Below are 18,895 nucleotides of genomic sequence, written 5' to 3' on the forward strand. Positions count from 1 at the left end.
GTGGCGTAAGAGCGGGTGAGAGAAGTATCTATCCTACCGTTTAAGCGGTCACCGTGTCAGCTTCCATCATCAAAATATCGATCCGTGACCGCCGCGCCTCGATCCAATGACCTGTCATCAGGCGCTCACAACCGATCAGATCGGCAATGCGCGGGGCGCTCAGGGTGGTGCGCAGACCAATCGTTGCCTCGTCGCTCAGGCTGATAACCAGCTCGGTGTAGAGTGTTTCAAAAGGAAGATGCTCGCGCTGCACTTCCCAGGTCAACACATCGGCGACACGCCCATAAACGATGGGTTCACTGAGAGGGGTTTCTGGGGCAACATTTGGCGGTGGCGCGAAACCGGCTCGAAAAGGAGAAGTCTGTAGCTGAATGACGCTCAGCGCGCAAAGCAGGCGAACGATAACGTTCTGTCCGGCCATTGTCGGGTCGGCGCGATGGTGGCGATCAACCAGCCAGAGTCGGGTGGACGGGGCCGTGTTTGGTCCGGCGGCGAGTGGCGTGACAACAATTTGTGGCAGGTATCGTCGTCCGTCGGCGTGCAACGCGCCAGGGATAAATTGCTCGTAACGGCAGCGTAGGGAGAGTTGATTGAGAGCGTTAAAGCGCATTGCTAACCTCCATTGACTCGTGCATTTGCCGTGTCGCCGAAGCCAGCCGCTGTTCGTTGAGCGCCGCAATGAAATCGCGAGGCCGATCAGGACTGATGATCACGACCGGTGCGTCGTAGCGGGCAATGGCGACCAGACGCTGGCGATTGGTAGCGAAGAGGGTAACCCGGCCATACGGGTCGAGTCGAAATGGGCCCTGGTAGCCGAAGACGCCGGCATTGAATGCAAACCGCAATCCAAAGCGTGGCATATCGGCCAGCGCAGTCGCTGTTGAGACACCACTGATCTGCTCAAACGGGATGCGGATTGCCGGCGCCCAGCGCCGTTCGATCACCAGCCGATCGGGATCAATCCGATACGCCTTAGGCTGAAAGGCGTAGCTCAACAACAAGAACAAGGCTAACGCCGCCGCCAGCCCTAACGGTACCTGCAAGCCGCTCCAGCGCAGGTTGGCAAGGTAGGCGAAGAATTGGGGCAGCACTAACAGGCCACCTACATACGCGAGACCGTATGTTACTTTGCCGGCGTACTCATCGAGTGGAGCCGCGGCAAAGCGGATGGGTGAAGACGGCAAAGACATACTGGCTTTCCTTCACTGAGTCATCGAACAGATCACTTTACCCGGACGGCGGTTGCAGTATTCCAGCATCAGGAGCTAAAACCGGTCGCGCTTGTGACAGCCGGTGTTGCAGATGTATCAGCGCCGGCAGTTTTCTCGGCCTGAACGGCGGTTTGAGTGCTCTGGTATTGGGGTGAAGACCGGTCGTGTACCTACATGCCTGTCAGTGTTACGGGTTTAGTAGCGTCGGCTGTCTTCTCAGTCAGGCAAATAGCACCCTGCTACTTGCGCGCTCAATTCCCCACCGTGTGGATGTTTTTCATGCGTGAAGCTGTTGTCTATCGCAACGCTCACGAAATTTATTATACCGCGTCTCACGCGGCGTTTCAGTCTTTGCATATAAAACATATCATTGCATTTCATTTGATTCAATCGCATAATAGCGCTAGAACTCACTCTGTTACAGCCGGGTTTATGCGCGTATTAATGAACAGGAACTCCCTATGATGAGCGCGACACCGCTGCCGCTCTTGCCGGTATCACCGACCTGGTTCTGTTGGCGCGATCAACAGATTGCTACCTACCACTCCGGCGCCGGTCAACCCGTCCTCTTGATCCATAGCATCAATGCTGCTGCGTCAGTGTTCGAGATGCGTGAGCCATTTCAGCGGCTTAGCCAGCATTTTGCGGTGCATGCCATCGATCTGGTCGGTTATGGCAACTCGAGTCGGCCACCGTGGCGTTATCGAGCCGCGATCTATGTCGATCTGATCGTTGCTGCCATTGAGCGGATTGGCGAACCAATCGCGCTGATTGCCAGCTCACTCGGCGCCGCCTACGCAGTGATGGCTGTGGCGCGCCGGCCAGAGCTGGTAAGACGCCTGGTGTTGGTCTGTCCGACCGGAATCGGTCAGCTCGATCGCGGCCCCGGTCTGGCGGCTTACACCGTCTATCAGATGTTGCGCAGCCCTTTCGGTCAACTCATCTACCGGTTGCTGACCTCGCGCGCCAGTATTCGCTGGTTTCTAACCCAGCAGTCATATGCCGATCCGGCCAATGTTACGCGCGAACGAATTGATGGTTTCTATTACACCTGTCGTCGGCCAGGCGCTTATTACGCGCCGATCTGCTTTCTCAGCGGATTGCTCAACTGCGACATTGCCGCTCCTTTCGCGGCTCTGACGATACCTGTTTTACTGGTGTGGGGCAGTGAATCGACAATCAGCCCGCTGCGTCTGGCCAGTAATTTTGTTCGCGCGCGCCCTGAGACGAAGGTGGTAACAATCAATCGGGCCAGCTTGCTGGTGCAAGATGAACAACCGGAAGCATTTGTTGCGCAGGTGACACCGTTTTTGCGGTCATGATGACCCGGCTTCACATGCGCCGGGACGAAGGTGGCGAGGTGGTAGACGACTTAAAGGTTTCGTGGCGCAGGCGATACCGTTTGGCCGCCGTAATGACGCAGCAGCGCGTCGGCCTCATGCTACAATGATGAGAAATCGGTCGGCGCTCGCCAATACCGGCACACGGGTGATCTGCGCATGAATAACCGTATCTACGTTGCGATTGATGTTGAAACTACCGGCTTGCAGAGCGGCCTCGATGAGATCATCGAAGTTGCGGCGGTCACTTTTCGCGGCAATGAGATTCTCGACCGTTTTGAGCGGCTGGTGCGTCCGCGCCAATCGGTGCCGCTCAAGATAACCCGTCTGACCGGGATCGATCCGGCGGCGCTGGCGCAAGCTCCTTCCTTCAACGAGATTGGCGCTGACCTGGCCCGGTTTATTGGCAACCGCCCAATTGTCGGTCATTCAATTGGTTTCGATCTGGCGATGCTGCGGGCGCAGGGGATGCATTTCAACCAGCCGGTGTATGACACCTTCGAGCTGGCGACCCTGTTGTTGCCGCAGGTCGCAAGTTATAAACTTTCGGCGCTGACGGCTCGTCTCGGTATTCCCCATCCTGACGCGCATCGCGCGCTGCACGATGCTGAAGCGACGGCGCGCCTCTTCATGGCGTTGACTGAACGCATGCTGCACCTCGATCTGGCGACACTGGGTGAGATGGTGCGGTTGATGGGTAAGATCGGTTTGCCGTTGCGCGATCTGTTTGAAGAGGCGCTGCGTCAGAAGGCGCGCAATGCCTTCCTGGAACCGATTGCCGCTCCCGCCGAAACGAATGATGCCCTGGCTCCTGAGCCGTCGCCGCTGCGTCCGACCGGTGATTCCCGCCCACTCGATCTCGATACGATCGCGCAGTTCTTCAGTCCCGATGGGCCGTTTGCCCGCGCTTTTCCCGGCTACGAACCGCGCCCGCCGCAGGTTGAGATGGCCCGCGCTGTCGCTGCCGCTTTCAACCAAAGCAAACCACTGATCGTTGAAGCCGGCACCGGTACCGGCAAGAGCATGGCATATCTGGCCCCAGCTACTATCTTTGCGATCCAGCGCGGTGAGCGGGTGGTCGTTTCGACAAATACCATCAATCTACAAGATCAGCTTTACCACAAGGATATTCCCGATTTACAGCGCATTTTCGCTGCTGCCGGTTTGCCGGGTTTTCGCGCGGCTTTGCTCAAAGGGCGCAGTAATTACCTTTGTCTTAAGCGCTACCACGAGCTACGCCGCAGCGAGAGCCTCACTGCGGAAGAGGTGCGCGCGCTGCTCAAGATTCAGCTCTGGCTACCTACTACCGCCAGCGGTGACCGCGCTGAATTACCGCTGGTTGAGCGTGAACAGGCGGCCTGGAATAAGGTCAGTGTCTCGGTCGAGACGTGCATCGGGGCGCGTTGCCCGCATTTCCGTGAATGCTACTTCTTCCGCGCTCGCCGCGCAGCCGAATCGGCTCATCTCGTCGTGGTTAACCACGCGCTGCTGATTGCCGATCTGGCTGCGGCGTCGCAAGTCTTGCCGCCTTACGATCATCTCATTATCGATGAGGCGCATAACCTTGAGGATGTCGCGACCGATCAGCTCAGTTTCAATCTCGATCAGGCCGGGATGCTCAAGTTTCTCGATGACCTCTTTCAAACCGGCGGCGCGCAGGTGGTGAGCGGTCTGCTGAGTGAATTGCCGGCAGTGCTGACCGAGTTGGGTGGGGGTGGAGCTGCCGGTGAGCGCATTACCGGCGCGATTGAACGCATGCGACCAACCTTGATCCGGGCGCGCACTGCGGTCTATGAATGCTTTAATCTGCTGACGCGCTTTGCGCAGCTTGATGCCGAGTCGGGCCAGTACGATCCCCGAATTCGTCTGACTAAAGGTGTGCGCCAGCGACCGGAATGGCAGCCGATCGAGCAAGCCTGGCAAAATTTGAGCGATATGCTGGCTGCACTTGGTCATGAACTGGCGGTTATCGAAGATCACGCGCGTGAGCTGAACGAGGCGAGCGGTGATCTTGACGATGTGTTGTTGAGGGTGGAAGTGCTACGCCGGTTTGCAACCGATGCGCGGGTGCGTGGCGGCCACGTGATCTTTGGCGACGATGATAGTATTTGCTGGCTGAGCTATGACCGTCAGCGCGATACCCTGACCCTTACTGCCGCGCCGTTGAGTGTGGCTGAGATTTTGCAGAGTCAGCTCTTTGCCCAGAAACAGACCAGCGTTCTTGCTTCGGCGACGCTCAGTATCGCCGGCGAGTTTAGTTTTGTTAAAAGTCGAATCGGGCTAGACGAATGCGGCGAACTGCTGCTTGATTCGCCGTTCGATTATGCCCAGCAGGCGCTGGTATACATTCCCAACGATATTCCCGAACCTAACCAGCGCGGGTATCAGCAGATGATCGAACAGGCAATTGTCGATCTGGCGCTGGCATCGGGCGGCAGGATGCTGGCGCTGTTTACAGCAGCAAATGCGCTGCGCCAGACATATGCCGCCATTCAAGATCAGCTCGAAGATCGCGGGATTGGCGTGATGGCGCAGGGAATTGATGGCTCGCGACGCGCGTTAGTTGATCGGTTGAAAGAGTTTCCCCGCTCGGTCTTGCTCGGCACCAACAGCTTTTGGGAAGGGGTGGATGTGGTTGGTGATGCGCTGTCAGTGCTGGTCATCACCAAGCTGCCGTTTGCCGTGCCGAGTGACCCAATTGTGGCGGCGCGTAGCGAGTTGTTTGCTGACCCGTTCAACGAATACAGCGTGCCGCAGAGTATTCTGCGCTTCAAGCAAGGTTTTGGTCGCCTGATCCGTTCACGCGAAGATCGCGGGATCGTGGTGGTGCTCGACCGGCGGTTGCTGACCAAGAAGTATGGTCAGCGGTTCCTCGACTCGCTGCCGCCGACGCGAGTGCGCACCGGGCCGCTGGCCAATTTACCAGGACTGGTGACGCGGTTTTTGCAGGCAAAGAATGGCAGCGGCTAGGCCGATCACTGGCTATCTGGCCGGCTCGAAGCGATGCCTGAATGTGGCAGAGCGACGCCAAGGTGTGGTAAGAATCACATATGAAGTGATCAGTTCCCCACGCTAGACAGGAGTCGCATGCTACGCTTGATCATCGGAGTCTGTTTGCTCGGCTTAACTGCCTGTGCCTCTGTTGCCAGCAATCCCGTTGATGCGCCGCCTTTACCGGCTACCGCTCCAATCGTGACCCCGACTGCAGCGCCGCCGACCGCAGTGCCAACCGTGATACCGGTAGCGACACCGGTTGTCACTGCTACGACACTGGCACCCCTGCCCTCGCCGACTGCACCGGTGGCTGATGTTGATCCGGCTGCGCTTACCTATGCGCTCGAACGAATCGCCACCGGTTTTACTCGTCCCACGCATATTACCCATGCCGGTGACGGGAGTGGCCGCCTGTTCGTGGTCGAGCAGGCCGGTCGAGTGTGGATTTTGCGTGATGGGCAGCGTCTGGAAACTCCGTTTCTCGATCTGCGCGATCGGGTTGGGTCACGCGGGAACGAGCAGGGGCTGTTGAGTATCGCGTTTCATCCACAATTTGCCGTCAATGGTCGGTTCTTCGTTAACTACACCGATACCGGCGGCGACACGGTCGTTGCCGAATATCGGGTCAGCGCCGATCCTGATCGAGCTGATCCGGGTAGCGCGCGTGAACTGTTGCGGATCGAGCAACCGGCTGCCAATCACAATGGAGGTCTGTTGCTGTTTGGACCTGATGGTTATCTCTACATTGGCACCGGTGATGGCGGTGGCGCTGGCGATCCGCTCGATGCCGGGCAACGGCTCGATACGCTGTTGGGTAAATTGCTGCGGATCGATGTTGATCGCGGTCAGCCGTATGCGATTCCGTCGGACAATCCTTTCAACGGCCAGACCGATGCGTTGCCGGAGATCTGGGCTTATGGCCTGCGCAACCCATGGCGTTTTGCTTTTGATCCGGTTACCGGCAGGCTCTTCATTGCCGACGTGGGGCAAAATGCCTGGGAAGAGGTGAATGTTGCGCCGGTTGACGCGCCCGGTCTCAACTATGGCTGGCGAATTATGGAAGGCGCGCAATGTTACCGACCGGCTGATTGTAAACCGGATGGTCTGGTGTTGCCGGTAGCGGTCTACAATCACAATAGCGCCGGTGGCGGTTGTTCGGTTACGGGTGGTGAGGTCTACCGGGGCACGCGCCAGCCGGCGCTGATCGGGGTCTATTTCTACGCCGACTTCTGCACCGGCAATCTCTGGGCACTGTGGTCTGACGGCAACGAATGGCGCAATACGCTGGTCGCGCGTTTAAGCATTCAGACCACCTCGTTCGGTGTGGATGAAGAGGGTGACATCTACCTGCTGGATCGGGCTGGCGGTGTGTATCGGCTGGTAGCGCAACCATAAAGGAACCGGAGAAACGAATTCTGAGAGGATACCGATTTAGTTCACGACGGCGATAAACCGGCTAAAAACTGACGGATCAACCGGATCAAGACCTCCGGTTGATCGTTTTGGATGCTGTGACCGCTGCGGGCGACAAACTCGAGGCGACAGTTGGGGATGGTGGCTGCCAGCCGTTGCACATCTTCCGGGAGGTTTTGTTCGCCATCGCCGTTGATCAATAGCGTCGGACATCGGATCTGCGGCGCCAGGCCAGGGCAGATGTCGCCATCGGCGGCGGCAATCGCCTGCGCTGCCTGCACCCAACCTGCGATCATCGGTTCAAGTTGTTCTGCTCCGTGCCAGTCGATAATCTCTTGCCGCCAGGCGGCGCGTCCTTTGTTCCAGGCTGACACCGGCAGCCAGGCGCGCGCCGTCTCCACCATTAACTAACTGATCACGCCAGATACTCCCCAGGCCACGACTCCGCGCAAGAGGTTGGGATAACGCGCTGCCAGCACCAGCGCGCTCTCGGCGCCATCACTAAATCCGATTGCGACGACCGGCCCCGGCTGAATGGTGGCGAGCAGTTTGGCCATATCGGCGGCATCTCGCCGGTAAAAATCGAGAGGGAAGGCGCGATTGGGTGGCCGGCTGACGCCACCGCATAGATCAGGCGCGATCACGCGATGATCGTGGCGCAGTTCATCAATCAGTAACTCCATATAGCTGCGCGCTGTGTCGGTAAAGCCGTGGATCAGCAAGACTGGCAGACCGTTACCGGTATCGAGGTAGGCAAGCGTTGCTCGATCAGATAGAGTGACTTTGTGAAGCATAAAAGTATCTATAATGGTGATCGAAGCACCCGCTTCAGGCGCTAATAAAGTTTTTTACCATTGTGAGAGACTCGATGACCATCGCCGATCTGCGCGCCTTCCCGTTGTTTGCCAGCCTCGATGAGGCAACACTGTCCGAAACTGCCCGGCGCGTGAAGATATGTCACTATCGACCTGGTCAGCATATCATACGCGAAGATGAGCCGGCGCAGGCAATCTTTTTTGTGACGCGCGGGCGTGTCCGGCTGGCACGCACTGCGCCAGATGGCCGTGAACAGGTATTGGCAATGGTTAGGGCCGGTGAATATTTCAATGCGGTACCGATCTTTGATGGTGGGCTAAGCCCGGCAACGGCGCGCGCGATGAGTCACGTCACCTGTCTGTTACTGGCCCGCGAAGACTTACTGGCACTCATTCGTAATCATCCCGATCTGGCGTTGGCGGCGCTCTCGGATCTGGCCGGTCAATTGCGCGAACTGGTCACGCTGGTTGAAGATCTGGCCTTTCGTTCGGTGCGAGCGCGATTGGCGCGGTTATTGCTGGCCGAAGCTGCCGAAGGCGCCGCCGAGGTTACGCAGCAAGAACTGGCCGAGCGCACCGGTACCGTGCGTGAAATTGCCGGGCGCGCTTTGCGCCGCATGGCGGAAGAAGGGCTGGTGAAACTGGAGCGAGGACGAGTCATCGTGCTTGATCGGGCGCGGCTGGCGCAAGTGGCTGAAGAATAGTTGAGGCAAACGCAAAGATGTAAAGCTGAGAATGCAGGTTTCAGGCTTGCTCGCTTAAGTCTTTACATCTTTGCGTTTGGACGGTGAAATGAACCCGGATCCTAGTTCGGGAAGATTGCCCTGACCGTATTGAACATATCAGACAGAGAGCCACCAACTGCGCTAATAGCTGCAACACAAACTAGTGCGATAAGAGTAATGATCAATCCATATTCGGCCAGGCCTTGTCCGCGCTCGCGGTATTGTCTTCCCGTTATCAGCAAGATTGCTAATTGGATTGCCATCATCAGCATTTCACCTCCTTTCTGATTGGTATTGATGGTTCTACTGTATCGTATACCCTGGCGGCGCGCAACACGGATCAGGTACTATTACGCTATAGTACCGCTAGACACGATTGCGCTCTGCCGGGCGTGACTCGTGTATTGGCGTATTCGCTCATTTCAAGGAGGCCAGTATGAACATACAATGGCGAGTGCCGTTTGGTGACTTGCAACGGAGCCATCAAGCGTTGCAAGCCGAATTGCTCGCCGCAGCCAGCCGGGTGATCGAGAGTGGCTGGTACATTCTGGGCACGGAGGTTAGCGCCTTCGAGCGCGAATTTGCTGCGCTCTGCGGCGTTGATCACTGTATCGGCGTTGCCAGCGGCGCTGAAGCGCTCTATCTGGCGCTGGTTGCCGCCGGCATCGAATCTGGTGACGAAGTGATTACGGTCGCCAACGCCTGTATGTACGACGTGGCGGCTATTTTGCAGGCCGGGGCACAGCCGGTGCTGGTCGATGTCGATCCGGTGACGCAGAATATAGATCCAGCGGCGCTGGCTGCCGCGATTACGCCACGCACCAGAGCGGTCATTCCGGTGCATCTGTTTGGTCGGCTGGCTGCGATGCCGGCAATTATGGCGATAGCTGAACAACACGGCCTCATCGTCATCGAGGATGCGGCGCAGGCCCACGGCGCCTGGTGTCTGGATAATGCCGGTCAACCACGCATGGCCGGTCAGTGGGGGCACCTGGCAGCGTTCAGTTTCTACCCGAGCAAGAACCTGGGTGCGCTCGGCGATGGGGGGGCAGTCGTGACTAACGACGCTTTTATGGCCGAACGTCTGCGCCGCTTGCGGATGTACGGCTGGGAGCGGAAGTATTACACTACCGAAAGCGGCGGGCGCAACTCACGACTTGATGAGTTACAGGCTGCGCTCTTGCGGGTGAAATTAACTCGCCTCGCCGCTGCCAATGCTGCGCGACGCGAGCGAGCCGGCTGGTATGCCGCTGCGCTGACCGATCTGCCGCTCGGTTTGCCCGCCGACGAACCCGGTCACGTCTACCATCTCTACGTGATCACGCTGCCCGATCGGGCGACGCGCGACCGCCTGCGCGAACACCTGCTTGCCCACGGTATCGGGTGCGATATTCACTACCCCGTCCCAACCCATCTCCAGCCAGCCTACGCCAATCTCGGCTATCGGGCGGGCAGTCTGCCGGTGACCGAAGAGTTGGCCGGACGAATCCTCTCGTTGCCGATGTACCCTGAATTGAGCGCCGATGAGGTGGCGCTTGTCGCTAAAACCATACGAATGGGATTGGTATGATCAACGGGCAAACCTTTGCGGGCGCGCGCGTGCTGATTACTGGCGGGCTGGGTTTTATCGGCTCAAACCTGGCTCGTCGCCTGGTCGAACTTGGCGCACAGGTGACATTAATCGACTCACTGATTCCCGAATACGGTGGCAATCTCTACAATATCGCCGGGATTGAGGAACGAGTGCGTGTCAACATCGCCGATGTGCGTGATGAATACTCGATGAACTATCTGGTGCAAGGGCAGGATTTCCTGTTCAATCTAGCCGGTCAGACCAGTCATCTCGACTCGATGCGCAATCCGTATATCGATCTGGATATCAATTGCCGGGCGCAACTCTCTATTCTCGAGGCTTGCCGCAAGAACAACCCTCGGATTACGATTGTTTACGCTTCCACTCGCCAGATTTACGGCAAACCTGACTATCTGCCGGTTGACGAACGGCATCTGTTGCATCCGGTTGATGTGAACGGTATCAACAAGATGGCTGGCGAGTGGTATCACATCCTCTACAACAACGTCTACGGCATTCGATCCTGCGCCTTGCGCTTGACCAATACCTACGGCCCGCGCATGCGCGTGAAGGATGCGCGCCAGACCTTTCTCGGTATCTGGATCCGACAGGTCATTGAAGGCAAACCGATCCAGGTCTGGGGCGATGGCACCCAAGTGCGCGATTTTACCTACATTGACGATTGTGTGGAAGCGATGTTGTTGGCCGCCGTCCATCCGGCTGCCGCAGGACAAATTTTTAATCTGGGCGGGCTGGAAGTGATCAGCCTGCGCGATCTGGCCGCGCTTACCGTCGAAGTCGCCGGTGGAGGCAGTTTTGAGATCATTCCTTACCCTGCCGACCGCAAGCCGATCGATATTGGCGATTACTACGCCGATGATCGTCGGATCCGCAGCCTGCTAGGCTGGCAACCGCGCATCGATCTGCGTACCGGTTTGGCGCTTACCATTGCCTTCTACCGTCAACACCATAAGCATTACTGGGAGAGTGCGGCTGAGACAGTTTAAAAAATCTCAGTCAGAGATTCATCAGACCTTCACAAATACCGACTACTATGCAAGCTGAAAGGAGAAATCAGTTATGCGCGTGCTAATTACCGGCGGAGCAGGGTTTCTCGGTTCCCATCTGTGCGACCGTTTTCTAGCCGAGGGACACACGGTGATCGCGATGGATAACCTGATCACAGGCAGCACCGATAACATCGCACACCTGGCCGGTCACCCCCGCTTCCTGTTCATTCATCACGATGTGACGAACTATATCTATATCGATGGCCCGATTGACGCCGTGTTGCACTTTGCTTCGCCGGCATCGCCAATTGACTATCTCGAACTACCGATTCAAACGCTCAAAGTCGGCGCGCTGGGCACTCACAAGGCGCTCGGCCTGGCGCGGGCAAAAGGAGCGCGCTTCTTGCTCGCCTCAACCTCGGAAGTCTACGGCGATCCGCAGGTGCATCCGCAGCCGGAAAGCTACTATGGTCACGTCAATCCGGTCGGGCCGCGTGGTGTATACGATGAAGCCAAGCGGTTCGCCGAGGCGATGACGATGGCGTACCATACCTACCACGGCGTCGAGACGCGGATTGTGCGCATTTTCAATACCTACGGCCCGCGCATGCGTCTGCGCGATGGGCGAGTCGTACCGAATTTCATCTCGCAAGCTCTGCGTGGTGAACCGCTGACAATTTACGGTGACGGTAGCCAGACTCGATCGTTCCAATACGTCTCTGATCTCGTAGAGGGCGTCTACCGTCTGCTCTTCAGCGATGAAGTTGAGCCGGTCAATATCGGCAATCCAGGCGAGTTCACGATTGCCGAGTTTGCCCAGATCGTCAACGAAATAACTGGCAATAAAGCCGGCGTTGTCTACCGCGATCTCCGCACGAAAGACGATCCACAGGTGCGCCAGCCTGACATCAGCAAGGCGCGCCGCATTCTCAATTGGGAGCCAAAAGTTACCCTGCGCGAAGGGCTGGAACAGACCATTCCCTGGTTTCGGCAAGAGTTGCAACGACGTGGCGAACTCTAATTTCACGGGAGGCATGATCTGAGTATGAAAGCGGTCATCCTGGCTGGCGGCTACGGCACTCGGATTAGCGAAGAGAGCGCAATCCGCCCTAAACCGATGGTCGAGATAGGCGGTAAGCCGATCCTCTGGCACATCATGAAGATCTATTCGGCTCACGGCATCAACGAGTTCATCATTTGCTGCGGCTACAAAGGCCATATGATTAAGGAGTATTTTGCCAACTACTACCTGCATCATGCCGATGTGACCTTTGATATGCGCGCTAACCAGATGACCGTCCATCAAACTCAGATCGAACCGTGGCAGGTGACGCTGGTCGATACCGGCGAAGCCACGATGACGGGAGGTCGGATCAAGCGCATCCAACCATATATCGGTAACGAGACATTTTGCCTCACCTATGGCGACGGCGTCAGCGATGTCGATATTGGCGCGCTGATCGCCTATCATCGCGAACAAGGCGTCACTGTCACCCTGACCGCCGTTCAGCCGCCAGGTCGTTTTGGCGCCTTTACGCTGGGTGAAGATCAGACCTTAATCGATAGCTTCAAAGAGAAACCGAGCGGTGATGGCGCCTACATCAATGGTGGTTTCTTCGTCGTTGAACCGGCAGCGTTCGATCTCATTGCCGGTGATGAGACTGTGTGGGAGCGTGAACCGCTCGAACAGTTGGCCCGGAGCGGTCAATTAGCCGCTTATCGCCACCACGGTTTCTGGCATCCGATGGATACTCTGCGCGACAAGAACTATCTTGAAGGCTTGTGGCAGAGCGGTAATGCCCCGTGGAAGATCTGGTAAGCGCCGAAGCGACCGGAGCAGGCCGGCGGAAATGCAGCTCGTGACCTGCTTGATGTCAAATGATCTCATTCAGATATACTGCACAGGAGTCCAGGCATGAAAGTTCTCCTCACCGGTAGCGGCGGTTACATCGGCATCGTCACTGCTCCCTACCTGATGGAACGCGGCCATGAGGTGGTAGGAGTCGATACCGGCTACTACGAGAGCGGCTGGCTCTATCACAGCGGTCAGCGCCAACCGCAGTTGATAGTGCAAGATATTCGTCGGTTAACTGCGGAAGACCTGGTCGGCTTTGACGCTATCGTTCATATGGCTGAGCTGTCGAATGATCCGCTCGGTCAACTCAACCGTGATCTGACCTTCCAGATCAACCATCAAGGCAGCGTGCGGCTGGCTCAGGCTGCCAAAGCTGCCGGTGTCACCCGTTTCGTCTATATGTCGTCGTGCTCGGTTTACGGGATCGGTGTTGAAGGTGAAATCAAAACCGAAGAGTCGGCTGTTAACCCGCAGACTGCCTATGCTGAATGCAAGGTGCTCGTCGAACGCGATCTGGCTCAGATGGCCGATGATGACTTCTCACCGGTCTTTCTGCGTAACGCAACTGCCTTCGGGCCATCGCCGCGACAGCGGTTCGATGTGGTCTTAAACAATCTGGCCGGGTTGGCATGGACAACCGGGAAGATTGCGATGACCAGCGATGGCACGCCCTGGCGACCGCTGGTGCATATTCTCGATATTGCGCAAGCTGTAGCGTGCGCATTGGAAGCGCCACGCGATGCCATCCACAACCAGGTTTTCAACGTCGGCGATAGCCGGTACAATTACCGTGTGCGCGAGATTGCTGAGATTGTCGCCGAGGTCTTTCCCGGGTGCGAGTTGACCTTCGGTCGCAACGATGGCGATAATCGGAGCTACCGGGTTGACTTCACCAAAATTGCCACTCGTCTGCCCGGTTTTGCCTGCCGGTATGACGCTGTTGCCGGCGCTCGGCAACTACGCGCTGTGTTTGAACGGATCGGCATGACGCGCGAAATCTTCGAGGCGCCACCCTATACCCGCCTTAAGATGTTGCGCCATCTGATCGCGACCAATCAGCTTGACGCCGAGCTATTCTGGAGGAGTTAGACAATGCGGTTTCTTCCTACTGAGTTGAAAGATGCGTACATCATCGAGCTGGAGCCGCGCGAGGATAATCGAGGTTTCTTTGCGCGGGTCTGGGCCAAAGATGAATTCGCCGAGCACGGCCTGGTTGACCGGGTAGTGCAGATGAATCTTTCGTACAATCGGCTGGCCGGTACCTTGCGCGGAATGCACTTTCAGCACGCTCCTTACGCTGAAACCAAACTGGTGCGCTGTATTCGCGGCGCGATCTACGATGTGATTATCGACCTGCGGCCTGAGTCTCCAACCTACAAGCGGTGGATTGGGGTCAAACTGACTGCGGCCAACCGCCTGGCGCTCTATGTGCCCGAAGGTTTCGCCCACGGTTTCCAGACTCTGGAAGATGAGACTGAGGTGTTTTATCAGGTCTCTCAGTACTACACGCCATCTGCTGAGGGAGGTGTGCGGTTCGATGATCCGGCTTTCGGGATCGAATGGCCGCTACCGGTGACCGAGATGAGCGAGAAAGACAGGCGCTGGCCGTTGTTTAACGGGTAATACTGGAGCCAGTGTTATTAGCGATCAGGGAAGTGATGCGCAGACGCTACCGGAGCGATCTGGCATAGCGGTGTTGCGCGCGATTGTCGCGCGCAACAGTTACCGAACAATAGAATGTGGGTAGTAGTGAATTCTGGTAACGCCTGGCATCCTACGATATACACCTGAGCTAATACCTTCAGCGTATAGTTGCGATCTTCTGTCATTTCACCCATATCGTGTGGGAGGAAAAGGCTTTTCCAGTTGCCTGATCCCTTTTATCTTTTGCGGCCCAATGGAATCCAATCAGCAAGCAACCGGATCGCTACAGGATCGTTCCCGGCAACACAACCAAAGACAATACGTAAAGGCACCGATATGATACTCGTTGATACCGCACTGGTTCGCGCTGAAGCCGAAGGGCGCCCGATTCGGGTTGGCATGGTTGGCGCCGGTTTCATGGCGCGGGGGATCGCGCTCCAGATTATTCGCTACACTCAGGGCATGCGGCTCGTAGCGATTGCCAACCGCACACTTGACCGGGCGATTCAGGCCTACACCGAAGCAGATGTGCCGGTCGAGGCAATTCGCCGCGTTGACTCGACTACGGCGCTCGATGCTGCCCTCACCGCCGGCGCGCCGGCAGTGACCGACGATGCCTTACTCCTCTGCGCTGCCGATGGGATCGATGTCATCCTGGAGGTGACCGGCGCGGTAGAATTTGGCGCGCAGGTGGCATTAGCTGCCATGCGTCATGGCAAACATGTCGTGACAATGAATGCTGAACTTGACGGCACTCTCGGCGCTATCTTGCAGGTGTATGCCCGCCGCCACAGCGTCATCTTCACCCTCTCTGATGGCGATCAGCCTGGCGTGACGATGAACCTCTATCGCTTTGTGCGCGGGTTGGGGGTGAAGCCGGTGCTGTGCGGCAATATTAAGGGCTTGCATGACCCGTACCGTAATCCGACCACCCAGGCTAACTTCGCCCGTCAGTGGGGGCAAAATCCGTATATGGTGACCAGCTTCGCCGATGGCACCAAAATCTCGTTCGAGCAGGCGGTTGTGGCCAATGCTACCGGTATGCGGGTAGCGCGTCGCGGTATGTTCGGGCCAACGGTGCCTTCTGGAACGCCGCTGTCTGACGTTGTGCATCAACTCTATCCGCTGGAAGAACTACTCTCTGGGCCTGGCATCGTTGATTACGTCGTTGGCGCCACGCCAGGGCCGGGAGTGTTTGTGCTCGGCACTCACGATCATCCGCGCATGCAACACTATCTCCATCTGTACAAGCTTGGTCAAGGGCCGCTCTACCTCTTCTATACCCCTTATCACCTCTGCCACTTTGAAGTGCCGAACTCGATTGCGCGGGCAGCTCTGTTTGGCGATACCGTACTGGCAGCGGCTGGCCGACCTGCAGTCGAAGTTATTACTGCTGCTAAGACCGATCTCAAGGCCGGGCAAGTTATCGACGGTCTTGGCGGATACATGACCTACGGACTGGCCGAGAATGCTGATGTCGTCCAGGCTGAACGTCTGCTGCCAATCGGGTTGGCCGAAGGCTGCACCCTGCTCCGCGATATTCCCAAAGACGGGATCATCACTTACGCTGATGTTCGTCTGCCAGCCGGGCGGCTGAGTGATCAGTTGCGTGCCGAGCAAGATGCAATGTTCTGGGGCAGTCAGGCCCATGCCGATTAAGGCCGGGCGCGGTGCCGTACCCCGGTTGCCGCGCCATCAGTCTCGCTATGCCCTGCACGCACTGAGCAGGTCTGCCCATCACCACACTATTTCTGCCGGTCGCCATATCTTTAGTTCTGAATAGTTGAAATTGTTGGCTCGATACATCCACTCGTTCCTCCCGCGCGTAAAGAGAGATGAAGCCGGAAATTGTGCAAGAAGTTTGCAAATAGCTGCCAATTCCGGTGCAAGAGGAACCGTTTATATCAGTAGGGAGGAATGTTCCGTGATTCGCAAGCTGTCGATTGCTCTCACTGCGGCTCTGTTGTTCGCTTTGCTGGTTGTGCCGGCTGCCTTCGCCCAGAGTGGTTCGGCCAAGGTTCGTGTCATTCACGCTTCACCCGACGCGCCGGCGGTTGATGTCTTTGTTAACGGCAATGCCGCTCTGACCAATGTTGGCTTCTTTGCTGCCAGCCCCTACCTCGATCTGCCGGCGGGAACATACCGGGTGCAGGTGGCGCCAACGGGTGCTGGCGCAGGTTCAGCGGTGATCGATGCCAATGTGACAATCGAAGCTGGCCGCGCTTATACGATTGCAGCGGTTGGCCCGGTAGCCAGCATTCGCCCACAGGTGATCGTTGACGATCTGAGTGCGCCTGCGGCTGGCAAGGCAAAGGTGCGTGTCTATCACTTCTCGCCTGATGCGCCGGCGGTTGATGTGAAGCTGGCGAGTGGCGCTACGCTGATTAGCAATCTGGCTTTCCCCGATGCGAGCGGCTATCTTGAGGTTGACGCCGGCACGTATGATCTTCAGGTGACTCCGGCTGGTGGCAGCGCGGTAGTGATCGATCTGCCAGGCACACGCGTGGACGCCGGCCAAATCTACAGCGTCTTTGCTACGAATTTTGTAGCCAGCATCACACCGCAGCTTGCGGTGACCGCGCCGGCGACCACTGCGGCGCCGGCGGCACTGCCAACGACCAGTGGTGAAACATTACCGCTGGCGGCGCTCGCTCTGATGGCGCTGGCGCTGGTTGCGCTCGGTGGAATGGTGATGCGCCGCAGCCTGCGGTAAGCACCGTTGACGTTCGCGGGGTGACTGCAAGGCAGTCACCCCGTTTATTTTGGTTGGTTGCAAGGAAATGCGCGCAAGGGCTGTGGATAGATGTAGTTCTATCGACAGAACCTTAAAGCCCTCCTGGCGGCTTCTAGCCATTAAAACTTCTACACGGTTAGCGCCAGGATCAGCGCGCCGATGCAAAGGGCTACACCTGTCAGTGCGAGGTGGGCGTATCCGAGTATCAGTCCTGTCAATGCCAGACCGCCGCCGCTGATCGCGCCATTGCTGCGTTTCACTGCGCCATGACCTAGATGCCCACAGATGATGGCCGGCACTGCCAGCAACAACGGGACGAAGAAGAGTATCCAGGCGACAATTCCACAGACCAGGCTGGCAATTGCCAGGCGGCTATTCTGCGCCGGCATCACCGGTATCGTCGTCTCTACCGCCGGGGCTGGTTGCCAGGCGACAACGGCTAATGCTTGACCGCAAACAGGACAGAATCGTTCGGTACCAGTAATGATATGCTTGCAGGTAGGGCACTGTTGCACAACAGACCTTCCTTGATGTCAGACAGCAAGATCCAAAGTTACTGTCAGGTTTTTTTGATCCGATACCTTCCTGCGTTGGCTCGTCCGCTCAAGCGTTCGCCAATGCCCGCGCGTGTGCGCCAATGTCAGGAGCTGTAACCAATGCCTCGCCAACCAGAATAGCATCGGCGCCGTAAGCACGCACTTCAGCCACATGTTCGGGCGAGAAGATTCCGCTCTCGCTTACCAGCAGTGGACGTTGCGGCTCAGCAGGCAGGCGTTCGGCAATCGCTTTGGTCGTCGTTCGATCGGTCAAAAACCGGTGCAAATCGCGATTATTGACGCCGATGATCGGCGGTTGCAGGCGTAGCGTTCGTTCCAGTTCAGCAGTGGTATGCACCTCGATCAATGCCTGCATCCCAAGTTCACCGGTAAGCGCAAAGAGTTCGGCCAGAGTCAGATCATCGAGCGCTGCCACGATGAGCAAGATCGCGTCGGCGCCGTAAGCGCGGGCCTCGTATACCTGATACGGGTCGATGATGAAATCTTTGCGCAGCAGTGGCGTTCCGCTTGCTTCTACCTCTGGCAAAGCGCGGATGCCGGCCAGATAGGTCAGACTGCCCTGGAAGAAGCGTTGATCGGTCAGCACCGAGATTGCGGCAGCGCCATTGGCGACATACGCGCGCGCCAGGGCCAGATGATCGAAATTAGCCAGCAAGACACCGCGGCTAGGTGAAGCTTTCTTCACTTCAGCGATCAGCGCAGTTGCCGGCGCTCGGCGCAGCGCCGCCGCAAAATCACGCGCTGGCGGAGCGCGGTGAATCTTGTCCTGGAGTGCCGCAAGCGGAATCTTTGCCTGCTGGCGACGCACTTCGATCCGTTTGTGGGCCAGTATTTGTTCCAGAATGGTTGATTCGCTCATAGATATTCTCTGACGGGGCAGAATGAACAATTGCTATTGTAACGAGGGCTGTGGCAGGTTGCAAGACCGTCAGGGCGAACGTGAACAGTGGAACGTTCGCTGCTCTAACGAATTGTCCTGGCGAGTTTGTGAGCGACAACGTAAACGTTGCGCATCAGTTGCATT

At 57.3% G+C, this 18,895-nt stretch carries 17 protein-coding genes and 1 pseudogene; 12 read left to right on the plus strand and 6 right to left on the minus strand.

Annotated elements, in window-relative coordinates:
- Window positions 1–40: 40 nt before the first annotated feature.
- Entirely contained in the window at window positions 41–610 is a 570-nt protein-coding gene (locus tag Q0650_RS12920; RefSeq protein ID WP_298819593.1) for a hypothetical protein, read from the minus strand.
- Window positions 600–1,190, minus strand: a complete 591-nt coding sequence (locus Q0650_RS12925) for a PH domain-containing protein (protein WP_298819594.1) — start codon at window positions 1,188–1,190, stop codon at window positions 600–602. Before Q0650_RS12925 ends, Q0650_RS12920 begins: the two co-directional genes overlap by 11 nt.
- A gap of 482 nt (window positions 1,191–1,672) precedes the next feature.
- Between Q0650_RS12925 and Q0650_RS12930 the strand changes: the two genes are divergently transcribed.
- From Q0650_RS12930 to Q0650_RS12940, 3 genes are all read left to right on the plus strand, one after another.
- Window positions 1,673–2,533: an alpha/beta fold hydrolase gene (locus Q0650_RS12930; protein ID WP_298819595.1), complete on the plus strand. Its 861-nt coding sequence runs from the start codon at window positions 1,673–1,675 to the stop codon at window positions 2,531–2,533.
- A 177-nt stretch (window positions 2,534–2,710) separates the two neighbouring features.
- On the plus strand, window positions 2,711–5,521 hold the full coding sequence (locus Q0650_RS12935) for a helicase C-terminal domain-containing protein (protein ID WP_298819596.1): 2,811 nt from the start codon (window positions 2,711–2,713) through the stop codon (window positions 5,519–5,521).
- 117 nt (window positions 5,522–5,638) lie between these two features.
- On the plus strand, window positions 5,639–6,940 hold the full coding sequence (locus tag Q0650_RS12940) for a sorbosone dehydrogenase family protein (RefSeq protein WP_298819597.1): 1,302 nt from the start codon (window positions 5,639–5,641) through the stop codon (window positions 6,938–6,940).
- A gap of 41 nt (window positions 6,941–6,981) precedes the next feature.
- Here the strand turns inward: Q0650_RS12940 and Q0650_RS18855 are convergent.
- Window positions 6,982–7,752: pseudogene (locus tag Q0650_RS18855) on the minus strand (alpha/beta fold hydrolase).
- 74 nt (window positions 7,753–7,826) lie between these two features.
- On the opposite strand from Q0650_RS18855, the gene Q0650_RS12955 reads away from it, so the two are divergent.
- Window positions 7,827–8,477, plus strand: a complete 651-nt coding sequence (locus Q0650_RS12955; protein WP_298819600.1) for a Crp/Fnr family transcriptional regulator — start codon at window positions 7,827–7,829, stop codon at window positions 8,475–8,477.
- Window positions 8,478–8,578: 101 nt separating this feature from the next.
- Here the strand turns inward: Q0650_RS12955 and Q0650_RS12960 are convergent, their stop codons facing one another.
- Window positions 8,579–8,770: a Flp family type IVb pilin gene (locus tag Q0650_RS12960; protein ID WP_298819601.1), complete on the minus strand. Its 192-nt coding sequence runs from the start codon at window positions 8,768–8,770 to the stop codon at window positions 8,579–8,581.
- 164 nt (window positions 8,771–8,934) lie between these two features.
- Between Q0650_RS12960 and Q0650_RS12965 the strand changes: the two genes are divergently transcribed.
- The 8 genes from Q0650_RS12965 (at window position 8,935) to Q0650_RS13000 (ending at window position 17,293) form a co-directional block, all read left to right on the plus strand.
- The gene (locus Q0650_RS12965) at window positions 8,935–10,068 is read left to right on the plus strand and encodes a DegT/DnrJ/EryC1/StrS aminotransferase family protein (RefSeq protein WP_298819602.1); all 1,134 of its coding nucleotides are present in this window, start codon (window positions 8,935–8,937) and stop codon (window positions 10,066–10,068) included.
- Entirely contained in the window at window positions 10,065–11,078 is a 1,014-nt protein-coding gene (locus Q0650_RS12970; RefSeq protein ID WP_298819604.1) for an NAD-dependent epimerase/dehydratase family protein, read from the plus strand. Before Q0650_RS12965 ends, Q0650_RS12970 begins: the two co-directional genes overlap by 4 nt.
- A gap of 73 nt (window positions 11,079–11,151) precedes the next feature.
- A complete protein-coding gene (locus Q0650_RS12975) occupies window positions 11,152–12,102 on the plus strand; it encodes a UDP-glucuronic acid decarboxylase family protein (protein WP_298819606.1) in 951 nt (316 codons plus the stop codon).
- 24 nt (window positions 12,103–12,126) lie between these two features.
- Window positions 12,127–12,900, plus strand: a complete 774-nt coding sequence (rfbF, locus tag Q0650_RS12980; protein ID WP_298819608.1) for a glucose-1-phosphate cytidylyltransferase — start codon at window positions 12,127–12,129, stop codon at window positions 12,898–12,900.
- 96 nt (window positions 12,901–12,996) lie between these two features.
- Window positions 12,997–14,025, plus strand: coding sequence for an NAD(P)-dependent oxidoreductase (locus Q0650_RS12985; protein ID WP_298819610.1), 1,029 nt, complete (start codon window positions 12,997–12,999; stop codon window positions 14,023–14,025).
- A gap of 3 nt (window positions 14,026–14,028) precedes the next feature.
- Window positions 14,029–14,559, plus strand: a complete 531-nt coding sequence (gene rfbC / locus Q0650_RS12990; protein WP_298819612.1) for a dTDP-4-dehydrorhamnose 3,5-epimerase — start codon at window positions 14,029–14,031, stop codon at window positions 14,557–14,559.
- Between the two features lie 357 nt (window positions 14,560–14,916).
- Window positions 14,917–16,239 carry an NAD(P)H-dependent oxidoreductase gene (locus Q0650_RS12995; RefSeq protein ID WP_298819614.1) on the plus strand — a complete coding sequence of 441 codons (1,323 nt, stop codon included), beginning with the start codon at window positions 14,917–14,919 and terminating at the stop codon, window positions 16,237–16,239.
- Window positions 16,240–16,504: 265 nt separating this feature from the next.
- Window positions 16,505–17,293 carry a DUF4397 domain-containing protein gene (locus tag Q0650_RS13000; protein WP_298819616.1) on the plus strand — a complete coding sequence of 263 codons (789 nt, stop codon included), beginning with the start codon at window positions 16,505–16,507 and terminating at the stop codon, window positions 17,291–17,293.
- Between the two features lie 149 nt (window positions 17,294–17,442).
- On the opposite strand, the gene Q0650_RS13005 is transcribed toward Q0650_RS13000, so the two are convergent.
- Window positions 17,443–17,829: a DUF4190 domain-containing protein gene (locus Q0650_RS13005; RefSeq protein ID WP_298819618.1), complete on the minus strand. Its 387-nt coding sequence runs from the start codon at window positions 17,827–17,829 to the stop codon at window positions 17,443–17,445.
- A gap of 88 nt (window positions 17,830–17,917) precedes the next feature.
- Entirely contained in the window at window positions 17,918–18,730 is an 813-nt protein-coding gene (gene trpC / locus Q0650_RS13010) for an indole-3-glycerol phosphate synthase TrpC (protein WP_298819621.1), read from the minus strand.
- Window positions 18,731–18,895 lie beyond the last annotated feature (165 nt).

Source organism: uncultured Chloroflexus sp. (assembly GCF_937129525.1).
GTDB lineage: Bacteria > Chloroflexota > Chloroflexia > Chloroflexales > Chloroflexaceae > Chloroflexus.

What these genes read in the sequence shown, in the direction of transcription:
- Q0650_RS12930 (WP_298819595.1), top strand. Translation starts at nt 1,673, where the DNA reads ATGATGAGCGCGACACCGCTGCCGCTCTTGCCGGTATCACCGACCTGG.
- Q0650_RS12970 (WP_298819604.1), top strand. Translation starts at nt 10,065, where the DNA reads ATGATCAACGGGCAAACCTTTGCGGGCGCGCGCGTGCTGATTACTGGC.
- rfbC (WP_298819612.1), top strand. Translation starts at nt 14,029, where the DNA reads ATGCGGTTTCTTCCTACTGAGTTGAAAGATGCGTACATCATCGAGCTG.
- trpC (WP_298819621.1), bottom strand. Translation starts at nt 18,730, where the DNA reads ATGAGCGAATCAACCATTCTGGAACAAATACTGGCCCACAAACGGATC.
- Q0650_RS12975 (WP_298819606.1), top strand. Translation starts at nt 11,152, where the DNA reads ATGCGCGTGCTAATTACCGGCGGAGCAGGGTTTCTCGGTTCCCATCTG.
- Q0650_RS12995 (WP_298819614.1), top strand. Translation starts at nt 14,917, where the DNA reads ATGATACTCGTTGATACCGCACTGGTTCGCGCTGAAGCCGAAGGGCGC.
- rfbF (WP_298819608.1), top strand. Translation starts at nt 12,127, where the DNA reads ATGAAAGCGGTCATCCTGGCTGGCGGCTACGGCACTCGGATTAGCGAA.
- Q0650_RS12920 (WP_298819593.1), bottom strand. Translation starts at nt 610, where the DNA reads ATGCGCTTTAACGCTCTCAATCAACTCTCCCTACGCTGCCGTTACGAG.
- Q0650_RS12940 (WP_298819597.1), top strand. Translation starts at nt 5,639, where the DNA reads ATGCTACGCTTGATCATCGGAGTCTGTTTGCTCGGCTTAACTGCCTGT.
- Q0650_RS12960 (WP_298819601.1), bottom strand. Translation starts at nt 8,770, where the DNA reads ATGCTGATGATGGCAATCCAATTAGCAATCTTGCTGATAACGGGAAGA.
- Q0650_RS12955 (WP_298819600.1), top strand. Translation starts at nt 7,827, where the DNA reads ATGACCATCGCCGATCTGCGCGCCTTCCCGTTGTTTGCCAGCCTCGAT.
- Q0650_RS12985 (WP_298819610.1), top strand. Translation starts at nt 12,997, where the DNA reads ATGAAAGTTCTCCTCACCGGTAGCGGCGGTTACATCGGCATCGTCACT.
- Q0650_RS12925 (WP_298819594.1), bottom strand. Translation starts at nt 1,190, where the DNA reads ATGTCTTTGCCGTCTTCACCCATCCGCTTTGCCGCGGCTCCACTCGAT.
- Q0650_RS12965 (WP_298819602.1), top strand. Translation starts at nt 8,935, where the DNA reads ATGAACATACAATGGCGAGTGCCGTTTGGTGACTTGCAACGGAGCCAT.
- Q0650_RS12935 (WP_298819596.1), top strand. Translation starts at nt 2,711, where the DNA reads ATGAATAACCGTATCTACGTTGCGATTGATGTTGAAACTACCGGCTTG.